This is a genomic window from Catellatospora tritici, assembly GCF_019083965.1.
GTDB lineage: Bacteria > Actinomycetota > Actinomycetes > Mycobacteriales > Micromonosporaceae > Catellatospora > Catellatospora tritici.
On sequence record NZ_JAHRCY010000003.1, the window covers coordinates 152029 to 173583 of the forward strand.

At 72.9% G+C, this 21555-nt stretch carries 23 protein-coding genes; 12 read left to right on the plus strand and 11 right to left on the minus strand.

Annotated elements, in window-relative coordinates; translation table 11 throughout:
• Window positions 1–102: 102 nt before the first annotated feature.
• The gene (locus tag KUA19_RS07910; protein WP_504739739.1) at window positions 103–915 is read left to right on the plus strand and encodes a DUF8692 domain-containing protein; all 813 of its coding nucleotides are present in this window, start codon (window positions 103–105) and stop codon (window positions 913–915) included.
• A gap of 16 nt (window positions 916–931) precedes the next feature.
• Here KUA19_RS07910 and KUA19_RS07915 read toward each other — a convergent pair whose 3' ends face one another.
• Window positions 932–1768: a DUF72 domain-containing protein gene (locus KUA19_RS07915; RefSeq protein WP_217395825.1), complete on the minus strand. Its 837-nt coding sequence runs from the start codon at window positions 1766–1768 to the stop codon at window positions 932–934.
• A gap of 125 nt (window positions 1769–1893) precedes the next feature.
• Here KUA19_RS07915 and KUA19_RS07920 point away from each other — a divergent pair, with 125 nt between their 5' ends.
• The gene (locus KUA19_RS07920) at window positions 1894–3081 is read left to right on the plus strand and encodes an MFS transporter (RefSeq protein ID WP_217395492.1); all 1188 of its coding nucleotides are present in this window, start codon (window positions 1894–1896) and stop codon (window positions 3079–3081) included.
• Between the two features lie 114 nt (window positions 3082–3195).
• Window positions 3196–6225: a BTAD domain-containing putative transcriptional regulator gene (locus KUA19_RS07925; RefSeq protein WP_217395493.1), complete on the plus strand. Its 3030-nt coding sequence runs from the start codon at window positions 3196–3198 to the stop codon at window positions 6223–6225.
• A gap of 4 nt (window positions 6226–6229) precedes the next feature.
• On the opposite strand, the gene KUA19_RS07930 is transcribed toward KUA19_RS07925, so the two are convergent.
• Entirely contained in the window at window positions 6230–7090 is an 861-nt protein-coding gene (locus KUA19_RS07930; protein WP_217395494.1) for a hypothetical protein, read from the minus strand.
• A gap of 170 nt (window positions 7091–7260) precedes the next feature.
• Between KUA19_RS07930 and KUA19_RS07935 the strand changes: the two genes are divergently transcribed.
• Complete coding sequence (locus tag KUA19_RS07935) at window positions 7261–7857, plus strand: hypothetical protein (protein WP_217395495.1); 597 nt, start codon at window positions 7261–7263, stop codon at window positions 7855–7857.
• A 50-nt stretch (window positions 7858–7907) separates the two neighbouring features.
• On the opposite strand, the gene KUA19_RS07940 is transcribed toward KUA19_RS07935, so the two are convergent.
• The 4 genes from KUA19_RS07940 to KUA19_RS07955 form a co-directional block, all read right to left on the minus strand.
• Complete coding sequence (locus tag KUA19_RS07940) at window positions 7908–8378, minus strand: hypothetical protein (protein WP_217395496.1); 471 nt, start codon at window positions 8376–8378, stop codon at window positions 7908–7910.
• Window positions 8379–8486: 108 nt separating this feature from the next.
• Window positions 8487–9428 (minus strand): LLM class F420-dependent oxidoreductase, encoded by a 942-nt coding sequence (locus KUA19_RS07945; RefSeq protein ID WP_217395497.1) that lies wholly within the window; start codon window positions 9426–9428, stop codon window positions 8487–8489.
• A 50-nt stretch (window positions 9429–9478) separates the two neighbouring features.
• Window positions 9479–10459: a TolB family protein gene (locus tag KUA19_RS07950; RefSeq protein ID WP_217395498.1), complete on the minus strand. Its 981-nt coding sequence runs from the start codon at window positions 10457–10459 to the stop codon at window positions 9479–9481.
• Between the two features lie 61 nt (window positions 10460–10520).
• Window positions 10521–11366 carry an alkaline phosphatase family protein gene (locus KUA19_RS07955; protein ID WP_217395499.1) on the minus strand — a complete coding sequence of 282 codons (846 nt, stop codon included), beginning with the start codon at window positions 11364–11366 and terminating at the stop codon, window positions 10521–10523.
• Between the two features lie 230 nt (window positions 11367–11596).
• Between KUA19_RS07955 and KUA19_RS07960 the strand changes: the two genes are divergently transcribed.
• Both KUA19_RS07960 and KUA19_RS07965 read left to right on the plus strand, forming a co-directional pair.
• Entirely contained in the window at window positions 11597–13153 is a 1557-nt protein-coding gene (locus KUA19_RS07960) for an integrin alpha (RefSeq protein WP_217395500.1), read from the plus strand.
• Window positions 13154–13274: 121 nt separating this feature from the next.
• The gene (locus KUA19_RS07965) at window positions 13275–14129 is read left to right on the plus strand and encodes a hypothetical protein (RefSeq protein ID WP_217395501.1); all 855 of its coding nucleotides are present in this window, start codon (window positions 13275–13277) and stop codon (window positions 14127–14129) included.
• A 13-nt stretch (window positions 14130–14142) separates the two neighbouring features.
• Here KUA19_RS07965 and KUA19_RS07970 read toward each other — a convergent pair whose 3' ends face one another.
• From KUA19_RS07970 to KUA19_RS42510, 3 genes are all read right to left on the minus strand, one after another.
• A complete protein-coding gene (locus KUA19_RS07970) occupies window positions 14143–14619 on the minus strand; it encodes a hypothetical protein (protein ID WP_217395502.1) in 477 nt (158 codons plus the stop codon).
• A 103-nt stretch (window positions 14620–14722) separates the two neighbouring features.
• Complete coding sequence (locus KUA19_RS42505) at window positions 14723–15307, minus strand: ArsR/SmtB family transcription factor (RefSeq protein WP_254548970.1); 585 nt, start codon at window positions 15305–15307, stop codon at window positions 14723–14725.
• Between the two features lie 59 nt (window positions 15308–15366).
• Window positions 15367–15702, minus strand: coding sequence for a hypothetical protein (locus KUA19_RS42510; protein WP_254548972.1), 336 nt, complete (start codon window positions 15700–15702; stop codon window positions 15367–15369).
• A 71-nt stretch (window positions 15703–15773) separates the two neighbouring features.
• Between KUA19_RS42510 and KUA19_RS07980 the strand changes: the two genes are divergently transcribed.
• Genes KUA19_RS07980 through KUA19_RS07990 form a run of 3 tightly spaced genes read left to right on the plus strand, consistent with a single transcriptional unit; the run spans window position 15774 to window position 17427 of the window.
• Entirely contained in the window at window positions 15774–16568 is a 795-nt protein-coding gene (locus KUA19_RS07980) for an isocitrate lyase/PEP mutase family protein (protein WP_217395503.1), read from the plus strand.
• 39 nt (window positions 16569–16607) lie between these two features.
• On the plus strand, window positions 16608–17003 hold the full coding sequence (locus KUA19_RS07985; RefSeq protein ID WP_217395504.1) for a hypothetical protein: 396 nt from the start codon (window positions 16608–16610) through the stop codon (window positions 17001–17003).
• 31 nt (window positions 17004–17034) lie between these two features.
• Window positions 17035–17427 (plus strand): hypothetical protein, encoded by a 393-nt coding sequence (locus KUA19_RS07990; protein WP_217395505.1) that lies wholly within the window; start codon window positions 17035–17037, stop codon window positions 17425–17427.
• A gap of 7 nt (window positions 17428–17434) precedes the next feature.
• Here the strand turns inward: KUA19_RS07990 and KUA19_RS07995 are convergent, their stop codons facing one another.
• On the minus strand, window positions 17435–18274 hold the full coding sequence (locus KUA19_RS07995) for a F0F1 ATP synthase subunit B family protein (RefSeq protein WP_217395506.1): 840 nt from the start codon (window positions 18272–18274) through the stop codon (window positions 17435–17437).
• The gene (gene shbA, locus KUA19_RS08000) at window positions 18271–18873 is read right to left on the minus strand and encodes an RNA polymerase sigma factor ShbA (protein ID WP_217395507.1); all 603 of its coding nucleotides are present in this window, start codon (window positions 18871–18873) and stop codon (window positions 18271–18273) included. The genes KUA19_RS07995 and shbA overlap by 4 nt, the downstream gene beginning before the upstream one ends.
• Window positions 18874–19046: 173 nt before the next feature.
• Between shbA and KUA19_RS08005 the strand changes: the two genes are divergently transcribed.
• From KUA19_RS08005 to KUA19_RS08015, 3 genes are read left to right on the plus strand one after another with little or no spacing between them, the layout of a single operon-like run.
• Window positions 19047–20003 (plus strand): ABC transporter ATP-binding protein, encoded by a 957-nt coding sequence (locus tag KUA19_RS08005; RefSeq protein WP_217395508.1) that lies wholly within the window; start codon window positions 19047–19049, stop codon window positions 20001–20003.
• Window positions 20003–20755 carry an MlaE family ABC transporter permease gene (locus KUA19_RS08010; RefSeq protein WP_217395509.1) on the plus strand — a complete coding sequence of 251 codons (753 nt, stop codon included), beginning with the start codon at window positions 20003–20005 and terminating at the stop codon, window positions 20753–20755. The genes KUA19_RS08005 and KUA19_RS08010 overlap by 1 nt, the downstream gene beginning before the upstream one ends.
• 1 nt (window position 20756) lies before the next feature.
• Entirely contained in the window at window positions 20757–21554 is a 798-nt protein-coding gene (locus tag KUA19_RS08015; protein ID WP_217395510.1) for an MlaE family ABC transporter permease, read from the plus strand.
• Window position 21555 lies beyond the last annotated feature (1 nt).

Genomic DNA, 21555 nt, shown 5'->3' on the forward strand with positions numbered 1-21555 from the left:
ACCTGAGTAACCGCAAGATGATTCGTGCCGTTATATGCGGATAGCTCCGTTGATTCGCTGCCGCGATCCTGTTCCCCGGAGCCGGAGAGGCTCAACGTGAACATGTACTTCCCCCGGCCCAAGGCGCTGCTGCGCGCCCTGCTGATCTCGGTGCTCGTGCTGCACGCGCTCAGCCTGGGCAGCCACTTCATCTACCACTACCTCGGCATCCACAACCTGCTGCCGTACTTCGGCCGGCTCACCGGGTTCGTCAATGTGGACAAGGAAGCCAACATCCCCACCTGGTTCTCCACCATGCTCCTGGCGGGCTCGGCGTACGTCGTCTGGGGCATCTACCGGCACGTACGTGACAAGGGCGGCCGCTACCGGTGGCACTGGGCGGTGCTGTGCGCGGTGTTCGTCGCGCTGTCGATGGACGAGCTCGGCCACATGCACGAGATGGCCGGACGCTTCGGCCTGGCGGGGCACGGCTCCACCGCGTACCTGTCCTGGGTGGTGGCGGTGGTCCCGTTCGTGCTTGTCTTCGCCGTCTCCTACCTGCGCTTCCTGCTCCACCTGCCCAAGGCGGTCCGCCGGCTGGTGGCCTGGAGTGGCGTGCTCTACGTCGGCGGCGCCGCGGGGCTGGAGGTCGCGGGCGCCCTGCTCGGGCGGGACCTGACCGTGCAGCTCGCGCCGGGCAAGCCCTACTTCCACTACCTGCTGTTCGCCTCGGCCGAGGAGGCGCTGGAGATGATCGGCGCCGTCCTGTTCCTGTACGCGATGACCCTCCACCTGCGAAGCCTGCTGCGAGCCGACGCCACCGCGCCCGCCATGCCGCCCCAGATCCGCCCCGCCGAAACCCGCCGGTCCGCACCGGGCCGCCGCACCGCCACCCGGCCGTCCCCCGTCACCGAAAGCCGGGCCACCCGACGGTGAGCAGCGACGGACCAGGTCAGAACAGGGTCGGCTGCTCGGCCCGCGCGACCGGCAGCGGCTCGGGCAGCGGTGCGAGCTCGGGCACGCGGGCCCGCACCTCGTCGTGGAAGCGGCGGCACAGCTCAGGCGCCTCGGCGTTGTCCGGCGTATGAATGAACACCGTCGGCGAGCGCCCCTCCCGCAGCCACCCGGTGACCGTGTCGACCCAGAACCGCCAACCCGCCACCGTCTGTTCGACCGAGTCCCGGCCCAGGTAGCGGATGATCGGGCGGTCGGTCAGCGCCAGTGAGCGGCGCGGCATCCGCGGCTTCTTGACCCACGCGTCGCGCTCGGCGTCACTGGTCGGCGGGTTCTGGAAGAACATCACGGTGTCGAACGGGACCCACTCCGCGTCCGCGTCGCCGAGCACCGTCTCCAGCGCGCGGATGGCGTACTGGTCGTCGAAGAACGCGCGATGGCGCACCTCCACGGCGTACCGGTGGGCGGCGGGCAGGCGGCGCAGGAAGTCGGCCAGCACGCCGACGTCGCCGGGGCCGAACGATCCCGGCAGCTGCAACCACAGCGCGTGGGCGCGCGGACCGAGCGGCTCCATCGCGTCGAGGAACGCGCGCAGCTCCTGGTCGCCGCCGGTCAGCCGGTGTTCGTGCGTGATCGGTTTGGGTAGCTTGAGCACGAACCGGAAGTCCGGATCGGTCTGCTCCGCCCACGACGCCACCGTGTCGCGCGTCGGCGTCGCGTAGAAGGTCGTGTTGCCCTCGACCGCGTCGCACCAGCTCGCATAGGCGCGCAGGCGCTCACCGGCCGGGAGCGGATGCGCCACGAAGCGCCCCTGCCACGGTCTGTGCGACCACATCGCGCATCCCACCTGCAGCCGCATGGCACCTGACCTCGTCACCCGCACCAGCCCAACGGTACCGGGCCCGCCGGTGCGGGTCGGCGGGGCTGTCGGCCGGGCCGCGAATCAGGGATGATCACCGGGTGAGCGCTCTCCAAGCACCGATCCGCAGGTCCCTGCTCCTGCTGGCCTACTTCGCCTTCATCAGCCTCGGCCTGCCCGACGGCCTGCTGGGCGTGGCATGGCCATCGATGAGCGGCGACCTGGAGGTGTCCCGGGAGACGATCGGCCTGCTGCTCATCCCGTCGACCTGCGGCTACCTCGTATCCAGCGTCGCGGCCGGGTTCCTGCTGGCCCGCATCGGCGTCGGCAGGCTGCTCGCGGGCAGCACCGCGCTGGCGAGCCTCGCCCTGCTCGGCTACGGGCTGTCCCCGGCGTTCGCGGTCACCATGACCGCCGCGCTCGCCGCCGGGTTCGCGGGCGGCGCGATCGACGCCGGACTCAACGCCTACGCCGCGTCGGCGTTCGGGCCCCGGCACATGAACTGGCTGCACGCCTTCTTCGGCCTCGGCGTCGCACTCGGGCCGCTCATCATGACCGCGTCCATCCAGTACGCCCACGACTGGCGCCCCGGCTACCTCTTCGTCGCCACCGGCCAGGCCGCGCTGGCGATCGCGTTCATGCTCACGGCCCGGCAGTGGACCCGGCGGACGGCCGACGGCGCCCACCCGCACGTCGCGGCGGTGCAGCCGCCGGTGCGCCAGACGCTGGCCATGCCCGCGGTCTGGTTCAGCGTGCTGACCATCGCCGTGTACGTCGCGCTTGAGGTCGCCGCCGGTCTGTTCGCCTACCAGCTGCTCACCGAGGGGCGCGGCATGGGCGACGCCGTCGCGGGCGTCTGCGTGTCGCTGTACTGGGGCAGCCTGTTCGCCGGTCGGGTGCTGCAGGGCTTCGCCGCGCACCGGATGCAGCCCAGACGGGTGGTGACCGTGTCGATCGCCGGGATGGCGGCCGGTGCGGTGATCGTGGCGATCCCCGGGCCGGGCTGGCTGGCCGCGGCCGGGCTCATGGTGATCGGGTTCGCCGCCGCGGCGGTGTTCCCGATGTTCACACTGACGACCTCGGAGCGCGTGGGCGCGGCGCACGCCGACCGGACCATCGGCCTGCAGATGGCCGGGGCCGGGCTGGGCGGCTCGATCATCCCCTCGCTGATCGGGGTGCTGATGGGCGCGGCCGGAGTGGAGGCGCTGGGCCCGGCGCTGGTGGTGCTCAGCGCCGCCCTCATCGTCGTCTATCTCGCCGCGGTCCGGAGCAGACCCGCTCCCGCGTGAGACCACGGCATCGCGACGGCGGTTCGCTTTCCGACAGATGGGTTGTTTCGGTGGACCCCTCGCCGCAGCCTACATGGGCGTACGGAACCGACAGCGCCCCGCGTTAGGACGAGCATGGTCAGCCGCCCCGGCCGTCGCATCGTGGTCGCCGCCGCCGGGTACGGCAAGACGACCGCCCTGCGCCGCTGGTACCCCACCGGCCAAGCCCGCTGGTGGCAGCACGACACCGCCGCGCACCTGTTCGTCCGTGACGCGGCCCGTTCCGGCACCGGTCACCTGGTCCTCGACGACCTGCCCGCGCTGCCGGACCCGGCCCTGCGCGAACTGCTGCGCGCCGTCGCCGACCTCGACGACGGCACCGACGTCGCCCTCGCCTCCCGCCATCCGCTGCCGTGGCGCCGCCTCGGCAGCGCCGACCGCTGGTCCGAAACCGACCCGGCCGACCTGGCCTGCACCGTCGACGAGATCGACGACCTGATCACCGAGGCCTGCGGCACGCCCGACCCCGAGCTCGCCGCCCGCCTGCACGCCGCCACCGCGGGCTGGCCCGCCCTGGTCCACCTCGCCGTGGAGTCCGTACGCCTGCACGGCGACCAGGGCGCCCCGCTGGGCGCGGCCGAACCGCTGCGCGAACATGTGCTCGACCACGTGCTGGCCGACCTGCCGCCGGCGGCGTACCGGCTGCTGGTCCAGCTCGAAGACCGCAGCCCGGTCAGCACCGGCCTGGCCGCGGCCCTCGGCCACCGCGACGCCGCCGACCTGCTCGCCCACCTGCGCCGCACCGGTCTGCTGGTGCGCACCCGCCCGGTCGTCCCCGGCCTGCCCCCGGCCGAACACGTCGTGCCCGTCATCGCCGCGGCCGTCGCCACCGACCGGCGCGGCGTCTCCGCCGCCACCACCGCCCGCAAAGCCGCCACCTGGTTCGACGAACACGGCCCACCCGCGGCCGCCGCCCGTGAACACGTGCGCGCCGCCGACCCCGACGGCTGCGCCCGCGTCCTGGCCGAGCACGGCGACCGCATCATCGCCGCCGGCCAGGCCGACCTGGCCGTCGCCCTGATCGAACAACTGCCCCCGCCCCTGCGCACCCCGCGCCTGCGGACCCTGCTCGGCGACGCCCAACGCACCGCGGGCGACCTGGACGCCGCCGCCCGCACCTACACCGGCGTGTCCGGGCCGGACGCCGCCCTCACCCCGGGCCTGGCCTGGCGCGTCGGCCGGATCGCCTACCAGCGCGGCGACGCCCAGGGCGCACTGACCGCGTACGCCCGCGCGGCGAGCACCGCGACCGTCACCGAGGACACCGCCCTGCTGGCCGCGTGGACCGCGCACGCCCACCTGCTCGCCGGGGACGTGCCGCTGGCCACCGCCACCGCCCGTCGCGCCGTCGCGCAGGCCTCGACCTGCGGTGACGACACCGCACTTGCCACCGCCCACCTGTCGGTCGCGCTGTGCCTGGCCGTGGCCGGGGACGCCGCGGGCAGCGAGGAGCACTTCGCCCTCGCCCTGCCCATCGCCCAACGCACCGGCGACATCCTGCTGCTCACCCGCATCCACACCAACCGCACCTACCAGCAACTCCAGGCCGCCCGCTACCCCGAGGCGCTCACCTGCGCCCAGCTGTGCGTCGCGTACGCCCAAGCCGCCGGTTCGCCGAGCCTGCACGCCATCGCCACCAGCAACGAGGCCGAGGCGCTGGCCATGCTCGGCCGGTTCCCCGAGGCGGTCCGCCGCTACCAGGCCGCCATCGCGCACTACCAGCGCCACGGCTCCCGCCGGTTCGCCGGGGCGGTGCTGGGACTGGCCGAGCTGTACCGGCGCCGCGGCTGGCGCGAGCAGGCCCGAGCCGCGTACGAGCAGGTCGTCACGGTCGCCGCCGGCACCGGCAACGCCCACGTGCTGGTGCCCGCGCTGGCCGGGCTGGCGCTGGTGCAGCTGGCCGACGATGTCAAGGCCGCCGGCGGGCACGCCGACGCCGCCGCCGAACAGGCCGGTCCCCAGTCGGCCGGTCCGGCGCTGCTGGCGCAGGGCTGGGTGGCGCTGGCCGAGGGCGTGCCCGGACGGCCCGCCGAACTGGCCACGGAGGCGGCCCGGCTCGCGCGTACCAACGGGGATCCGGCCGGGTTGGCCGACGCGCTGGAGCTGCGGGCCGCGGCCGAGACCGACCCGGTGCGGGCCCGCGCGGCGCTGCGCGAGGCCGCGGCGATCTGGAACCAGGCCGGTGCGGCGGTGGAAGCGGCCCGGATCACCGTGCTGACAGGCGGGCTGCCCGGCACGGGCACCGACGAACGGGCCGCGGCCGCGGCGGCCGCCCAGCGGCTGGCCGCCGTCGACGCCATCGCCGACCGGCTCGGCACCGGCCCGACCGGCGCGGCCCGACCACAGGTCGCGGTGCGGGCGCTGGGCCGGTTCGAGGTCGAGGTCGCCACGCGGGTGGTGCCGCCGTCGCAGTGGCAGTCCCGCAAAGCCCGCGACCTGCTGCGGATTCTGGTCGGACGGCGCGGACGGCCGGTGCCGCGAAGCGAACTGTGCGAGGCGCTGTGGCCCGACGGCGAACCCGCGCGCACCGGGCACCGGCTGTCGGTGCTGCTCAACATCCTGCGCGGGGTCCTCGATCCCGACCGGGTCCAGCCCGGCGACCACTTCCTGCTCGCCGACACGGCCGCGATCGCGCTGAACCTGCGCGCCGTCGACGTCGACGTCGAGGACTTCCTGGACCATGTCGCGCACGCGCGCCGCCTGGTCGAACAGGAACGGCTCGACCAGGCCCGGGAGATCCTGCTGGCCGCCGACGGCCTGCACCGGGCCGAGGCGTTCGAGGACGAGCCGTACGCCGAATGGGCCGGTCCGCTGCGCGAGGAGGTCCGGGCGGCCCACCTGGGGATGCTGCGCATGCTCGCGCACACCCACCGGGCGGCCGGTCAGCCCGGCGCGGCCGTCGCCTGCCTGCTGCGCCTGCTGGAGCGCGACCCCTACGACGAGCGCGCGCACCGGTCGCTGGTGCGCACCCTGGTCGCGGGCGGACAGCACGGCGAGGCCAGACGGGCGTTCGACCGGTACACGGCGGCGATGCGCGAGATCGGCGTGCGGCCGCCGGACCGGGAGCTGCTGCTGCCGGTCCGGCCGCGGGAGGCCGCCCGCTGAGAGGTCAGTGGAAGGTGCCGATGCGGGCCGCGTACCCGGTCACCGAACCGTTGTCGGCGGTGGCGGACTGCCGTGAAGCGCCGAGCGGAAGGGCCACGAGCAGGCGCTGCGCCCGGACCCAGCTGGTGCCGAACGGTCGCGGCGCGAACGCGTCCAGGTGCGCGCCCACCCCGGTGGCCTGCCCGCCGACGCCGAAGCTCCAGTCGTTGCCGGTGGGCTCCAGATTCGCCGTCTTCGGCCAGGCCGACTCGGGGGTGCTCGCGGCCTGCCACCGGTATGGCCGGATCGAGGGCTGCTGCGGATCGACCTTGTAGCAGATCGCCGCGACCGTCAGCGCGCCCTGCTGACCGCCGCCCGCCGCGTGCGCCTGCACGCTGGTCAGCCCCAGGTCCGGCACCAGAGCGTCGATGCGCCACTCGTCGACCGGGCGGTCCAGCCGGAACCCGAATCCGAGCAGGTCCGTCTGGCCCGGACATACCGCGGTGACCGACGTCGCCTGCGTCGAGGACAGCGTGACCAGGGCCGGTTGGCGCTCGGACCGCCCACAGACCACCTCGGCGGTGACGGAGAACGTGGCGGTGGCGTCGCTGCGGGGCCGCGCGGCCACGGTGGCCGAGCGCAGGTCGGACGCGGGCTCCATCCGTACCAGCTGGACCCGGCCGCCACCTCCGTCGACCCGGCCGCCGACGGCGAACACCCAGGACTCGGGCGGGCACTGCACGGTGACGGACTTCGCGGCGGCGTCCACGGGACTGGTGCGCTGCGCCAGCGAGACCGGCTGATCGGCGTACGCCGCGACGGGCCCGGCCGAGACGGCCAGGGCGCCCGCCGCGAACGCGGCAGCGGCGAGACGGCTTGCCTTCACGACTACCTCCTCCTCGGCCGGTCCCGGACGGAGCGGCCGGTCTCCATCGTCGGCAGCCGCGTCACGGTGGCGTCATGGTCGGCGCTGATCCGACCGTGACCGGACCCTGACAGCCCCCGGCCAGCCTCATGAGGCCGCCAACCAGCGCGGCACCGGTAGAAGGAGGAACCATGAGCAAGCGCATGGTCGCCGTACTGGCGACCCTGGCGGCGATCCTGGCCGTCGGCGCCGGCGCCACCCCCGGCTCGGCGGCCCCGGCGGCCACCCGGCTGGCCGCCGCCGTCGAGGACCGGGCGGTCGACGCCCAACCGGTCGGCCTGACCGCCTGCAACGGCGGTGCCCAGGAGGCCAGCTTCGTACGGATGCAGGACACCCCGACGGGCCTGGTGGAGAATGGGGCGTTCGCCCCGCTGCCCGGCGCGTCGATCCCGGTCAACATCCCGGCGGGCGACTCCGACCAGCTCGTCATCATCGTGTCGGCCGAGGCCCGGCTGCAGGGCCAGACGGTGACCTACACGGCACCGATGGACTTCCTGCAGGTGCGGATCCTCATCAACGGCGTGCCGGTGGGTCCCAACGACCTGTCGTTCACCACCGGTGCCGGCGAGTCCGACGCCACCCAGGCCTGCAAGCGGGTGAGTGCCCCGGCCGCCGCGGCGGCGGTCTACACCGTCAGCGTCGAATGGCTGATCGTCGACCAGGGCGCCAACAACGTCCTGACCGGCACGCTCGACGACTGGACGCTGAACGTCCAGGTCAGCAACTGAGCCATGGACCAGCGGGCGGGACCGGGCTTCCGGTCCCGCCCACTCGCCGGTCAGACGTGGATCGCCCGCACCGCACTGCGCTCCCAGTTGGTGAAGCTCGAGGTCACCGGGCCGCTGGTCACCTTGAACCGCACCTTCTGGTACATCTCCTCGTACATGTCGGTGAAGTCGTCGGTGTCGGGCAGCGTCGCGGTGATGGTCCAGGTGATGCTGTCGGCCGTCGGGAACGCCCGGACCAGGTCGCTGTCGCCGATGAAGTCGTCGGACTGGTTCGGGTCCTCCTCCCAGCGCTGCTGCTCGACCGTGATGGTCACCCCCGCCACGCAGGTGATGTCCACCTCGTACGCGATGCGCTTGAGGCCCGCGGCGGTGAAGTCTCCGTTGTGGTACGGCGTCTTCGGGGTCACCGTGCAGCCGTTGCCGGCGGTCGAGGCGTGCGCGGGGGCGGCGCCCAGCGCGATCGGCGTGAGCAGCGCGGCCGCGACAGCCAGCGCCCGGACCAGTCGGCGGGATCGGTTCATGGGGGTCTCCTCGAGAGGATGTGCGGCCTTCGCCGCGGTGTCGGCGCCGCGGTCGCGGTGCCGACGACCACGTTCGGCCGCACCCCTCCGGGTGGCGTCAGCGTCCGATCACGGTGCCGCGCCCAGCTGTGGGGCGACCTGCGCCGCCACCAGTTCGAGGTGGTCCAGGTCGGTCAGATCGAGCACCTGCAGGTAGATCCGCTCCGCGCCGACCTCGGCGTACCGGCCGATCCTGTCGACGACCTCCGCCGGCGACCCGGCCAGGCCATTGGCGCGCAGCTCGTCCTCGGCCCGCCCGATCGCCCCCGCCCGCCGCCGGACCTCGGCATCGGTACGCCCGCAGCACAGCACCAGCGCGTTGGACAGCCGCAGCGTCCCCGGATCCCGTCCCGCCCGCTCACACGCCCGCCGCACCCGCCCGAACTGCGCCGCCGTGTCCTCGACACTGGCGAACGGCAGGTTGAACTCGTCGGCGAACCGGGCCGCCAGCACCGGCGTACGCCGCTTGCCACCGCCACCGAGCAGGATCGGCGGGTGCGGCCGCTGCACCGGTTTGGGTAGGGCGGGGGAGCGGGTCAGCGTGTAGTGGCTGCCGTGGAAGTCGAAACTGCCACCCAGCGGCGTACGCCACAACCCGGTGATGATCTGCAACTGCTCGCCGAGGCGGTCGAACCGCTCGCCGACCGGCGGGAACGGGATGCCGTACGCCTCGTGCTCCTCGGTGTACCAGCCCGCGCCCAGACCCAGCTCCACCCGGCCGCCGCTCATCGCGTCCACCTGCGCCACGCTGATCGCCAGCGGCCCGGGGTAGCGGAACGTCGCCGCGGTCATCAGTGTGCCGAGCCGGATCTGGGACGTGTCGCGGGCCAGCCCGGCCAGGGTCGTCCACGCGTCGGTCGGGCCGGGCAGGCCGCTGACGTCGCCCATCTTCAGGTAGTGGTCGGAGCGGAAGAACGCGCCGTACCCGGCGTCCTCGGCGCAGCGCGCCACCGCCAGCAGTTGGTCGTAGGACGCACCCTGCTGAGGCTCGGTGAAGATCCGTAGCTCCATGTGCCCGAGCCTAGGTGCCCGCGGCGTACGGCGGACCGGGTTGGCGCAGGTCAGCCCAGCGGAGCCGGGGACTCGGCGTCGGGAATGAGCAGGACCGGCCGACCGGTGCCGTCGGCGGGGACCGTCCATATGTCCGACCGGCCGGGTTCGCGCACGACGGCGTACCCGATGGTGCCGTCGTCGAGCCAGACGACCTGGTCGTCGACGCTGCGCGTCTCGGCCAGCGGGGTGCGGGCCAGCGTGGCCAGGTCGAGCACGGTCACGCGCCAGCCCCGGGCCGGGTCGCCGCCGATGGCCTCCTTGAACCCGATCCGGGTACCGTCGGGCGACAGCGACGGGCACTCCACATCGGCCGCAAGCGTCCGCACGGTACGCGTCCGCAGGTCGCCTTCGACCAGGTAGCGCTTGCCGCCGGTGGCCAGGGTCGCGTAGAAGCGGTCGTCGTCGGCGGCCACGGTGATGCCCCAGAAGTTCACGTCCACCGACCGGTACGGCGCGCCGTCCAGGATGATCGTGAACTGTTCGAGGTCGTACTCGGTGCCGGTGGCCGGGTCGAGCAGGCCGGTGCGGGTGGAGAACCGGCCGCCGTGGTAGGAGTCGCCCTGCACGAACGCGGTCCAGGCCAGCAACCTGCCCGACGGCGAGACCCGGGCCCGGTTCGGCACTCCGACGATCGGGATCTCCGCGGCGTGGCCGAGGTCGGCGTCGAGCCAGACCAGCTGGTAGGTCGGCAGCAGCCCGTCGGGGCGCAGGCAGATCCCGGTCCCGGCGGCGGCGTACACGCGGTCGCAGCGCAGCGCCGACACGGTACGGGGACCGGCCGGGTCTGCGGCCGAGACGGTCGCCAGCTGCCCGCGCGACTCCGGGGCGGTGCTGCGGAACAGGATGCGACCCGGATCGCGCAGCGTGACCGTGCCGGTGGCGACCGGCTGCGCGGCGCGGGAGGCCGCGATCCGGATGTGGCCGGTGGCGGCGGCGGCCAGCAGCGCGGTCGCGGCCACCATGACGACCAGCTTGGTACGGATGCGCACCGGGCTCCTTCCTGGCGTGGTCCACACCCGGCACGGCGGTGGCCGGGTGTGGACAGTGGTGTTACTGCCAGCAGTCCGTGATCGGGGACTTCGAGGCGGCGCCGCCGATCGCGGGCAGCCCGTAGGCGTCCTCGATGGTGCGCAGGACCGAGTAGTGGTTGATGCTCTCCGCATAGTTGCCCGGCTTCACGTGCTCGCCCACGAAGACCGTGAAGATCTTGTTGGTGAGGCTCAGCCCCGACTCGTCGAAGGTGACGATGAGCAGGCTGTTGTGGGTCTTGGCCCACTGGGCGTACGCGTCGAGCTTGTCGCGCAGCCAGGTGTCACCGGTGCCCACCGAGCAGTCGTGCATGTCGTTGCACATGTCCGGGGACACGAACGACACCGTCGGCAGCGTGGTGAAGTCGGTCGGGAAGCTCGCGTACGTCAGGTTGCTCGACGCGGGCACGTTGTCGAAGTTGACCCAGCCGTTGTGTTTGCGCCGGTAGTTGCCGCTGGAGCAGCCGGTGTAGCCGTCCGACGGCATCGCCTCGGAGTAGCCGACGAAGCTGAACCCGGCCGAGTTCAGCTGGTGGGCCAGGTTCTCCTTGCCGGTGAAGTTCTTCGGGCAGTCGTCGTTGGTCACGCCCTGCACACCGCCCGACACCAGCGCGATGTAGTTCGGCTGGCTCGGGTGCGTGATCGCGTACGAGTTGGTGAACTTCGCCCCCTGCGACGCCAGGGAGTTGAAGTACGGCGCGCTGGAGCTGCCGCTGATGCTGGAGTAGTTCTTGTTCTCGAACATGACCAGCACGATGTGGTCGGGCCGCGGCACGGCGGGTGCCGCGGCGGCGTACTGGGCGTAGACCGTGGTCGCGGCTAGTGCGACCAGGGCCACGGCGGCGACGGTGAGCCGTCGGACGCGCATGAGGGGCCTCCCTGAGGACGGAGTGTCGCCACATGCTCGACACCGGTCGCGGCGGCCGGTGAACCCATGGAAGTGTCGGTGATGAATTCCAAGTGGATTTCGGGTACGCCCCGGACGTCGATGTGTCCACTCTGGCCGAATCGACGACTAGGCGACACCGTTCGGGACAGCGGGCGTGTCGCCGTGCGAATACGCTGCCTTCCACATTCCACCAACAGAATGGCGGGGGTATGAGATTCACCAGATCGGCCGCGGGCGCGGCGCTGACCGTGGCGGCACTGTCCACGGCACAGCTGCTCACCGCGGCACCCGCGGCGGCGGACCCGGACTACGCCTCGGTCACCTCACAGGGCCGCGAGCTGCGCATGCTGTGCGAGGCCCGGCAGTATGACCCGGGCACCGGCGGCGCCACGGGCACCCGGTCCGACTTCGACGGCAACGGCTTCGAGGACGTGCTCACCGGCGCGCGCGACGAGCACACCGGCGGCCGGATCGCCGTGGTGCTGATCAACCAGCTGAACCTGGGCGCGGCGAGCTGCGTCTTCTACGGCACGACGGCGGCCGACTCGGTCTCCGCGTACGCCTCCGGCGACCTCGACAACGACGGCTTCGACGACCTGATCCTCGGCCAGTCGGGCCAGAACGACGCCGCCGGCGGCATCTGGGTGGTGCCGGGCGCGCCGACCGGATTCGACCTGGCCGCCGGGGAGTACCTCGACGAGGACACCGACGCCTTCCCGGGCGTGCGCAACCCGGGCGACGCCCTCGGCGCGACGCTGGCCACCGGCGACGTCAACCACGACGGCTACGCCGACCTCGCGGTGGCCTCCACCGGCGAGCAGTTCGGCAGCGTCCCGAACGCGGGCGCGGTCGCGGTGCTGTACGGCTCGGCGTCCGGTCTCACCACGACCGGTGCCCAGCGGTTCCACACCGCGCTGGCCGGCGTGCCGGGTGACCCCGTCGCGCCCGGCGAGCGGTTCGGCCGCGCGCTGGCCATCGGCGACGTCACCGGCGACGGCTACGGCGACCTCGCGGTCGGCACCGGTGCCGCGGGCGGCCAGATCTACCTGTTCGACGGGTCCGCGACCGGCGTCACCACTGCCGGGGTCGACCTGCTCGAGTCGTCGTTCCTGAACACGAGCACACTCATCGTGCACGGGTTCGGCGATCGCGTCGCCATCGGGGACGTGACCGGCGACAGCCACGCCGACGTCATCGCGGGCATGCCCGACGCCGACGTCAAGGGCCTGGCCGCAGCCGGTGCGGCGATCAGCTTCACCGGCAAGGCGAGCGGCATCGGCCTGGCCGACCGGCAGGTGCTGCGCCAGGGCGCCGCGGGCATCCCGGGCACTCCCGCCGCCGGTGACCACTTCGGCTACGCCGTCACCACCGGTGACACCACCGGCGACGGCCACCCCGACCTGATCATCGGAGTGCCCGGCGAGGACATCGACGTTCGTACCGACGCCGGTATCGTCGACGTCCTGCCGCACAACTCGGTGCTGGGCACCGGCAGCAGCTTCCTGAGCAAGTCGACGCTGGGCGTGGGTTCCATGGCCGCGGACGCGTTCGGCAGCTGGCTGACCGTCCTCGACCGGGTGAACAACGGCGGCCAGCTCGACCTCGTGGTCAGCGAGCCGGGCACCAGCATTCCGTCCATCGCCCCGACCGGTGGGGTCGAGATGCTGTTCGGTTTCGTCGGTGAGCAGCGGGCCAACGAGGGTTACGGCGCCTGGCTGATCACGACGCCCGCCGAGATGGCGCTGCGCAACTTCGGCATCGCCTGATCGACGCAACCGCGGCGGGGGGGGGCGGGCCCCCGGCCCCCCCCCCCCGGGGGGGGGGGGCCCGCCCCAAACAACCCCAAAACAACGGTTGCGCAAACACACGAATTAATACGATCTGTCCATGAGCGACACGAACCTCTGGGAGTTCCGAAACCTCGTCCTCGACCTGCGCGACGAGGCACCGCACGGATTCGGCGATGACCGCCTGCTGCCGTGGTTGGACGAACACCCAGAAGTGTTGGCGGAACTGCGGGAACTCGGTCAGCCCGACAACCACCGCCGTCGGATCCCGCGAGGTGACCACGTCCTGCACGGCCTCTACGCCCTGTCCCGGCTGGTCGACATCCTCATCGCCCCGTACCAACCCGGCAACGACGACCCGGACCTGCTCTCCTGGACCACCAAGGGTCCGTGGTGGGGCGGACCGGTGCCATCGGTCGGCGCCTGGACCTCCTTCCACGCCGCGCTCGGCGCCACCCCGATCGCGGAGGACGGCTTCCACCCGTTCTTCCACGAGATCGTCGAAGTGATCCCGGACGAGGACCCCGACGCGCGGCCGGTGCTGGTCGAGGAGGTCTGGCCGGGCGCGCTGCTCGGCGGGCTCGTACTGGTCCGCGGTGGCGTGGTCGTCCGCGCCGGCGGCCGTCACCTGGATCCGGCGGTCGCGAGCCGGTCCTGCCTGTACTCGACCTGGTGGCGACGCAACCGGGTCTGCCGCGACCTGTCGCACGGGTGGGGCGGCAACTCGCAGTGGGGCACCGACTTCCGGCGGGACTACCTCGTCGGCGACGAACTGCACTACAACGTCGACCGGGCCGGGCAGCAGCATCCGAACAACCCGGCCGACGACGACACCGACCTCACCGCCGACGAGCGGCGCGACCTGCTGCGCCACCGGCACAGCCTGGTCCGGGACCTGGGCACCGAGCGCTGGCCGTTCCACGACGCACTGGTGGAGCAGTGGAAGCGACAGTGACGAGGGGTGTGGGCTAGTCCTGCGGGGGCCGGGTCAGGACGCGGACCGCCTCGATGAAGGCGGCTCGCTGCGGTTCGGGGCCCGGACCGAGGTTGTAGTGGCCTTCCGACGTCCACTCACCCAGCACTGTCGCCCGGTCCGACCCCGGTGACCAGCTCTCCTCGAGCACCAGGTAGCGCGTCTGGTCACCCGAGGCGACGATCGCGGCGAAGTGCGCCTCGACCATGTGCCGGGCCGGGGGCATGGTGATGACCACCATCGGCACCTGCGGGTCTGGTTCGTACGCCGCGCTCAGCCCATCCGGTGCCAGCCGGGCCTCCGTGGGAACGCGCGAGCCCGCCTCCGACCACAACTCCAGCAGCGCCGGGGTCAGCTCGCGACTCGCCGCGTTGTGCACGAGCGCGGCGCCGAACCGGCGCACGATGCTGGGCAGCGCCCGATGGGCGAACTCGTAGTGGTGCGGGCGGGGGTCGTCGTTGCGAGGCGGCATCGGAACACCCTAGCGCCGTCAGGGCGATGCGGTGACCTCGTGCCGCCGCGCTCATGATGCGGGTCGGGCCGAGCGGCACCGGCGAGCTCGGTGCGATCAGCCGTCACGGCGACGCCGACAGCAGCGCGTCGGCGACAGCGGTACGCGCGCTGAGCAGCATCCGGCCATGGCGGTGCGTGGCCACCAGCCCGGCCGCGCGCAACGCCGTCAGGTGCTGGGAGACGCCGCCCGCGGTGATGCCGGTGCGGCGAGCCAGTTCCGAAGTGGACACCGGCGTGCCCATCTCGGCCAGCAGGCGCGCCCGGCTGTGTCCCAACACCGCTCCGAGCGCTTCTCCCGCCGTCGGCGCCGCCTCCCACAGCGTGGCCGACCCGCGTGCCGGGTAGGCCAGCTGCGGCAGGACGCCGGTCGGCACGGTCAGCACGTCGGGCCAGGCGAACACGGACGGCACCAGGGTCAGCCCGCCGCCGTCGGCCAGATTCTCGGCGGTGCAGTGCGGCTGGCGTACCGACAGCGCACCGTGCTCCCAGCGGACCCGCTCGTGCAGGCTGTTCAGCATCTGCGCCGCCCCATGCTCGGCCAACTGCCGGGCCCGGCCCAGGACGTCGCCCTCCAGCAGGACGCGGATGCGTGGCCAGTCCGCGTCGACCGCGATACACCAGTACTGCTCGATCTGCTCGGCCAGCATCCGCAGTCCCGCACGCGGGTCGTCCCGCAGGGCCAGGACCGGACCGGTCGGCGTGCCCGCTACGAGTCGAGGTCGGCGCGGACCGTCCCGGCCGGGGTCGACCGCAGCGTCGCCAGCTCGTCGGCCAGCTCGGGGCTGAGCCCGGCGGGCACCGGGGTCAGGAAGTCCGGCAGGTATCCGGGCGCGGCCGGGATCAGCCGCCACAGCAGGCTGCCCGGGTGCTCGATCAACCCGGCGCGCACCAGCTCGGGCCGCACCCGGCGTACCCAGGGCAGGTGTACGGCGTGGCGCCCCGGGTCGCGCAGCACCCGCACCCCGGCGACGACCTCCCACAGGCAGGACACCGCGAACCGCACCCGGGCGACCGAGCCCGCCGACATGCCGATCGCGACCACCGCGGCACCTCCCGTTTGAGCTGGAGCTAAAACAATAGGCACCCGGTATGACCGGCGGCAGACTCAAGGTCATGAACTCCGCAGCCGTCTTCCGTTCCCTGCACGTTCCGGGCACCCCGCTGGTGCTGGCCAACGCCTGGGACGCCGCCAGCGCCCGCATCGTCGCCGCCTCCGGCGCCCCCGCCGTCGCCACGACCAGCGCAGGCGTCTGCTGGGCCGTCGGTGCCCCCGACGGCGGTGTGCTGGCCCGAGACGAGGCCCTGGGCCAGCTGTCCCGCATCGTCCGGTCCGTGACCGTGCCGGTGACCGCCGACATCGAGTCCGGGTTCGGGGCCACCCCCGACGAGGTCGCCGACACCATCCGCGCGGTGCTCGCCATCGGGGCCGTCGGCGTCAACATCGAGGACCGCGTCCGCGACGGCGCCCATCCGCTACGCGACATCGACGACCAGTGCGAGCGGCTGGCCGCAGCCAAGCGCGCGGGAGGCGACGGGCTGTTCGTCAACGTCCGCGTCGACACCTTCCTGGTCCAAGCCGGTGGCGTGGTCGAGACGATCAAGCGGGCCAAGGCGTACGTCGCGGCCGGTGCCGACGGGGTGTTCGTGCCCGGCGTGACCGACCCGCACACCATCGGCGGACTGGTCGCCGCGATCCCGGCGCCGGTGAACATCCTGGCCGGTCCCGGCTCGCCGACCGTCGCGCGGCTGGCCGCGCTCGGGGTGGCCCGGGTCAGCCTCGGCTCGTCGGTGGCCGAGGCGGCATTCGCGGTCGCGATGCGGGCGGCGAAAGAGGCGCTCGAGAGCGGCACGTACGACGCGCTCGCGAACAAGGCCGACTACGGGACGCTCAACGCCCTGATGGGGTGACCCCCGTGGCGCCGGCCTCGGCCCGGTACGGTCGAGGCCATGGCCCGACGCGCATCCGAGGACGTCCTGGCGGCGGTGCACGCCTTCATCACCCGCATCGACGCGCTCGATCCGCACGCCCCGGCGTTCGGCGAGCTCACCGTGCGGCTGGGCGAGGAGGAGGTCACGCTGACGCTGCGCGCCCCGGTGGCCGAGGCGATGGTCGAGGCGTTGCGGGTGTACCACGACCCGCGTGACCGGGGCCGGTGCGACCACTGCGGCAGCGGGTGGCTCGACGACAACTTCCGCTGCCGGGACTGCGGCGGGTTCAGCGGCGTGTTCGGGCAGCTGCTCGCCGAACGGGCCGCGGGCTACACCGAACCCGAGGCGATCGCGCCGCTGTCGGCCGAGCCGGGACGCCACGCCCGCGGTGCGGAACCCGACGCCCTGTCCTGATCGCTGCCGCCCGGTGGCAGGATCACCAGGCGTGACCGACCCCGAGAGCATCGATCTGAGCGTCGTCGCGGCCGAGTGCGTGAAACTCGTCGCCGAGAACCATGGGTACACGCTGGACTACTCGCTGGCCAGCCTCACCGTCCTCGACCAGGTCTGCGCCGAGCTGCTGGCCGACGGCCCGCTGCCCGAGCAGCGCCTCAACCTGTGGTACCAGCTCGCGGGCGCCTACACCGGCGAGGTGTGCGTGCGCGCCTACGACGGCGAGTGGATCGAGCACGAGGACTCCCTCGCGATCTCGGTCTCCGGCCTCAAGGGCTTCCCGTTCAGTACGGCCTACCGGGTGCTCACGGGGGAGGAGCTGAAGAGCCTCGCCTCGTTCGGGCGGAGCATCCCGGCGATCCTGGAGCGCATCCGCGACCGGTAGGCCGGGCTCAGCCCAGCAGCGGCAGCGGCAGGTCGGGCAGCAGCGACGGCAGGATCGGCGCGAGCGTGGGCAGCAGCGACGGCAGCGGCGGCAGCGGGAGCAGGCCGCCGGGTTTGGCCGTGGGGCTGGGTGCCGGTGTCGCGCCCGACGGGCGGGGATTCGGCGAGGCCGGAGTGCCGGTCGGCGCCGGTGACGGGCCCGCGGGTGCCGCCGCGTGCTGGGTGACCAGCTCGGCGAGCAGCGTACGCAGGTCGGTGAGGAGGCGGCCGCGGTCGGCGTCCTCGCGTACCAGCGAGATCTTGGTGTTCGCCTGCTCCAGCAGCGCGGCGGCCTCGACCGGGCGCCGGTCGCGCAGCGCCTGGCGGGCCTGGTCGAGCAGCTGCCGCGCGTCGTGGGCGGCCTGACGTGAGTCGGCGCGCTCGGTGTACACGACCTGGGTGATCGGCCACAGCGGGCTGTCCGGCCCGGCGCTGCCCGCGGCGACGGTCAGCCCGCCGAACAGCACCACGACCACGGCCGCCGCGACCAACAGCCGCCCCGGCCGTCGCCGGACCGGGCGGCCACCCGGCGCGGTCGGCGGACGCGTGCCCCGCTGCCGGGACGACCGACCTGGGCCGGTCGCGAGTGGGTCGGCCACATCCGGGCCGGTCGCGAGTGGGACGGCCGTATCAGGGCCGGGAGCGGCGGGGGCCGCCGGACGCGGGTACACGGCCAGGTCGTCGTCATCGCCGTCGGCGAGGTCGGTGCGCCACGCGGCCAGCAGCCCAGCCAGCTCGTCGCCGTCGGGGGCCGGTCCGCCCGCGCCGAGCAGGTCGAGCAGCTCGTCGTCACGATCCAGCGTGCTCATGCCGACCTCCTCTCCAGCGCGGGTTCGTCGCGCAGGTCGTCGGCGAGCGCCCGCAGGCGGGCCAGGGCCCGCGACTGCGCCACCCGCACGGCCCCGGCGGACATGTTCAGGGACAGGCCGACCTCGTCGGCGCTCAACCCCACCGCGACCCGCAGCACGATGATCTCGCGCTGGTTGTCGGGCAACCGACCCAGCAGGCGGGCCAGCCGCCGGGCCTGGTCGTTGTCGAGGGCCTGCTGCTCCGGGCCGGGGGTGTGGTCGGGCTGCTCCAGCGGCGCCGCCTCCTCGCGGGGCGAGGGCACGGCGGTCAGGTGCCGCATCGCGGCGCGCTGGGCGTCGGCGACCTTGCGGGCGGCGATGCCGTACACGAAGGCGGAGAACGGCACGCCCTGCTCCCGGTAGCGGGGCAGCGCCTGCAGCAGCGCGATGCACACGTCCTGGGACACGTCGTCGGCGGAGGTGTACGCGCCGCCGACCGGCCCGAGCCGGGCCCGGCAGTAGCGGATCACGCCGGGGCGCACCTGCGCCAGCAGGTCGGCGGTGGCGGCGGCCTCGCCGCGGGTGGCGCGCGCCACCAGTTCCGGTTCCGTCCAGGCCAAGGCGACGACACCTCCTCCTGGCTCCCCGAAACCGCCGCGTCGCACCACGGGCACTGAGCACCTTATCGGCCTTTGAGCTGGGCTCGAAACCCACGCGGGGCGTTCGCGCGAAATTTTCGTGTAACGCCGGGCGCCCGCGCCGCGATATGTGAGGGCGAGTCGAGGAGGAGCGCGTGGGTGTCGAGGTGCGGGTCGAGGGGCTGACCAAGTCGTTCGGGCGTACGACCGTCTGGTCGGACGTCACCCTGACCCTGCCCGCGGGCGAGATCTCGGTGTTGCTCGGCCCGTCGGGCACGGGCAAGTCCGTGTTCCTGAAGACCCTGGTCGGGCTGCTGCGCCCGGATCGCGGCTCGATCTGGATCGAGGGCAGGGACTTGCCCGCGCTGCCCGAGCGCGAGCTGTACGAGGTCCGCAAGCTGTTCGGCGTCCTGTTCCAGGACGGCGCCCTGTTCGGCTCGATGAACATCTACGACAACGTGGCGTTCCCGCTGCGCGAGCACACGCGGAAGACCGAGACCGCGATCCGGGCGATCGTCGGCGAGAAGCTGGACATGGTCGGTCTCACCGGCGCGGAGCGCAAGCTGCCCGGCGAGATCTCCGGTGGCATGCGCAAACGCGCCGGGCTGGCCCGCGCGCTGGTCCTCGACCCGCAGATCGTGCTGTTCGACGAACCCGACTCCGGCCTGGACCCGGTCCGCACCGCCTACCTCAACCAGCTGATCGTGGACCTGAACCAGCAGCTGGACGCCACGTTCCTGATCGTCACGCACGACATCAACACCGCCCGCACGGTGCCCGACAACATCGGGCTCATCTACCACGGGCACCTGGCCATGTTCGGGCCCCGGGAGATGCTGCTGTCGAGCACCGAGCCGGTGGTGCGGCAGTTCCTGAACGCGCAGCGGGTCGGGCCGATCGGCATGTCCGAGGAGAAGGACGCCGACGAGCTGGCCGCCGAGGCCGCCGCGGGTCGACGGCTGGCCCCGCTGCCGCCCATCCCGCTGCAACTGCGGCCCTCCGACTTCGGGGCGCGCCGGGCCGAGCGCGAGGCGGGGCAGTGGTGCGCCGAGCACGGCGTCGTCCCGCCGCCGGGATCGTTCCAGCCGTTGGCGTACCAGGAGGGGCGCTGATGCTGGCGACGGTCGGTGACTTCCTGGTGTTCTGCGGCGCGGCGCTGCGGGCGGTGTTCCGCCGCCCGTGGCAGGTGCGCGAGTTCGTCCAGCAGGCGTGGTTCATCGCCTCGGTGTCGATCGGCCCGGCGGCCCTGGTCTCGATCCCATTCGGGGCGGTGATCGCGCTGCAGCTCGGGTCGCTGGTGCGGCAGCTGGGCGCGCAGTCGTTCACCGGCGCGGCGTCGGTGCTGGCGGTGGTCCGCGAGGCCGGGCCGATCGTGACCGCGCTGATCATCGCCGGCGCGGGCGGCTCGGCGATCTGCGCCGACCTGGGCGCCCGCAAGATCCGCGAGGAGCTGGACGCGATGCGGGTGCTCGGCATCGACCCGGTGCAGCGGCTGGTCGTGCCGCGCGTGGTCGCGTCGATGCTGGTCGCGGTGCTGCTCAACGGTGTCGTCAGCGTGGTCGGGGTAGCCGGTGGCTACTTCTTCAACGTCGTGCTGCAGGACGGCACCCCGGGGGCGTATCTGGCCAGCTTCCAGGCCCTGGGCCAGCTGCCCGACCTGGTCTCCGGTGAGCTCAAGGCACTGGTGTTCGGGCTGGTGTCGGCGCTGGTGGCCACGTACCTCGGCATGAACGCCAAGGGCGGGCCCAAGGGCGTCGGCGACGCCGTCAACCAGGCCGTGGTGATCACGTTCATGCTGCTGTTCGCGCTGAACTTCGTGCTCACCGCGATCTACTTCCAGGTCGTCCCGCAGAAGGGATCCTGACATGCTGCGGATGCTCGACAGCCTCGGCGGCCAGCTCGCGTTCTACCTGCGCGCCGCCGCCTGGACCCCGCGTACGCTGCGCCGCTACAAGCGCGAGGTGGCCCGGCTGCTGGCTGAGATCAGCTTCGGCACCGGCGGGCTGGCCGTGGTCGGCGGCACCATCGGCGTGATCTGCCTGATGACCTTCTTCACCGGCACCGAGGTCGGGCTGCAGGGCTACCAGGCGCTCAACCAGCTCGGCAGCAGCGCGTTCACCGGGTTCATCTCGGCCTACTTCAACACCCGCGAGATCTCGCCGCTGGTGGCCGCGATCGCGCTGTCGGCCACCGTCGGCTGCGGGTTCACCGCCCAGCTGGGCGCGATGCGCATCTCCGAGGAGGTCGACGCTCTCGAGGTGATGGCGATCCCGTCGGTGCCGTTCCTGGTCACCACCCGCATGATCGCCGGTTTCGTCGCCGTCATCCCGCTGTACGTGCTCGGCCTGCTCGCCAGCTACCTGGCCACCCGGGGCATCGCCACCATCTACTTCGGCCAGTCGCCGGGCACCTACGACTACTACTTCGACCTGTTCCTGCCGCCCGGCGACGTGCTGTGGTCGTTCGGAAAGGTGCTGGTGTTCAGCGTGATCGTGGTGCTGGTGCACTGCTACCACGGGTACACCGCCACCGGCGGCCCGGCGGGCGTCGGGATCGCCGTCGGGCGGGCGGTGCGCACCGCGATCGTCGCCGTCAACGTCGTCGACTTCTTCCTGTCCCTGGCCATCTGGGGCGCCACCACGACCGTACGGATCGCGGGGTGAG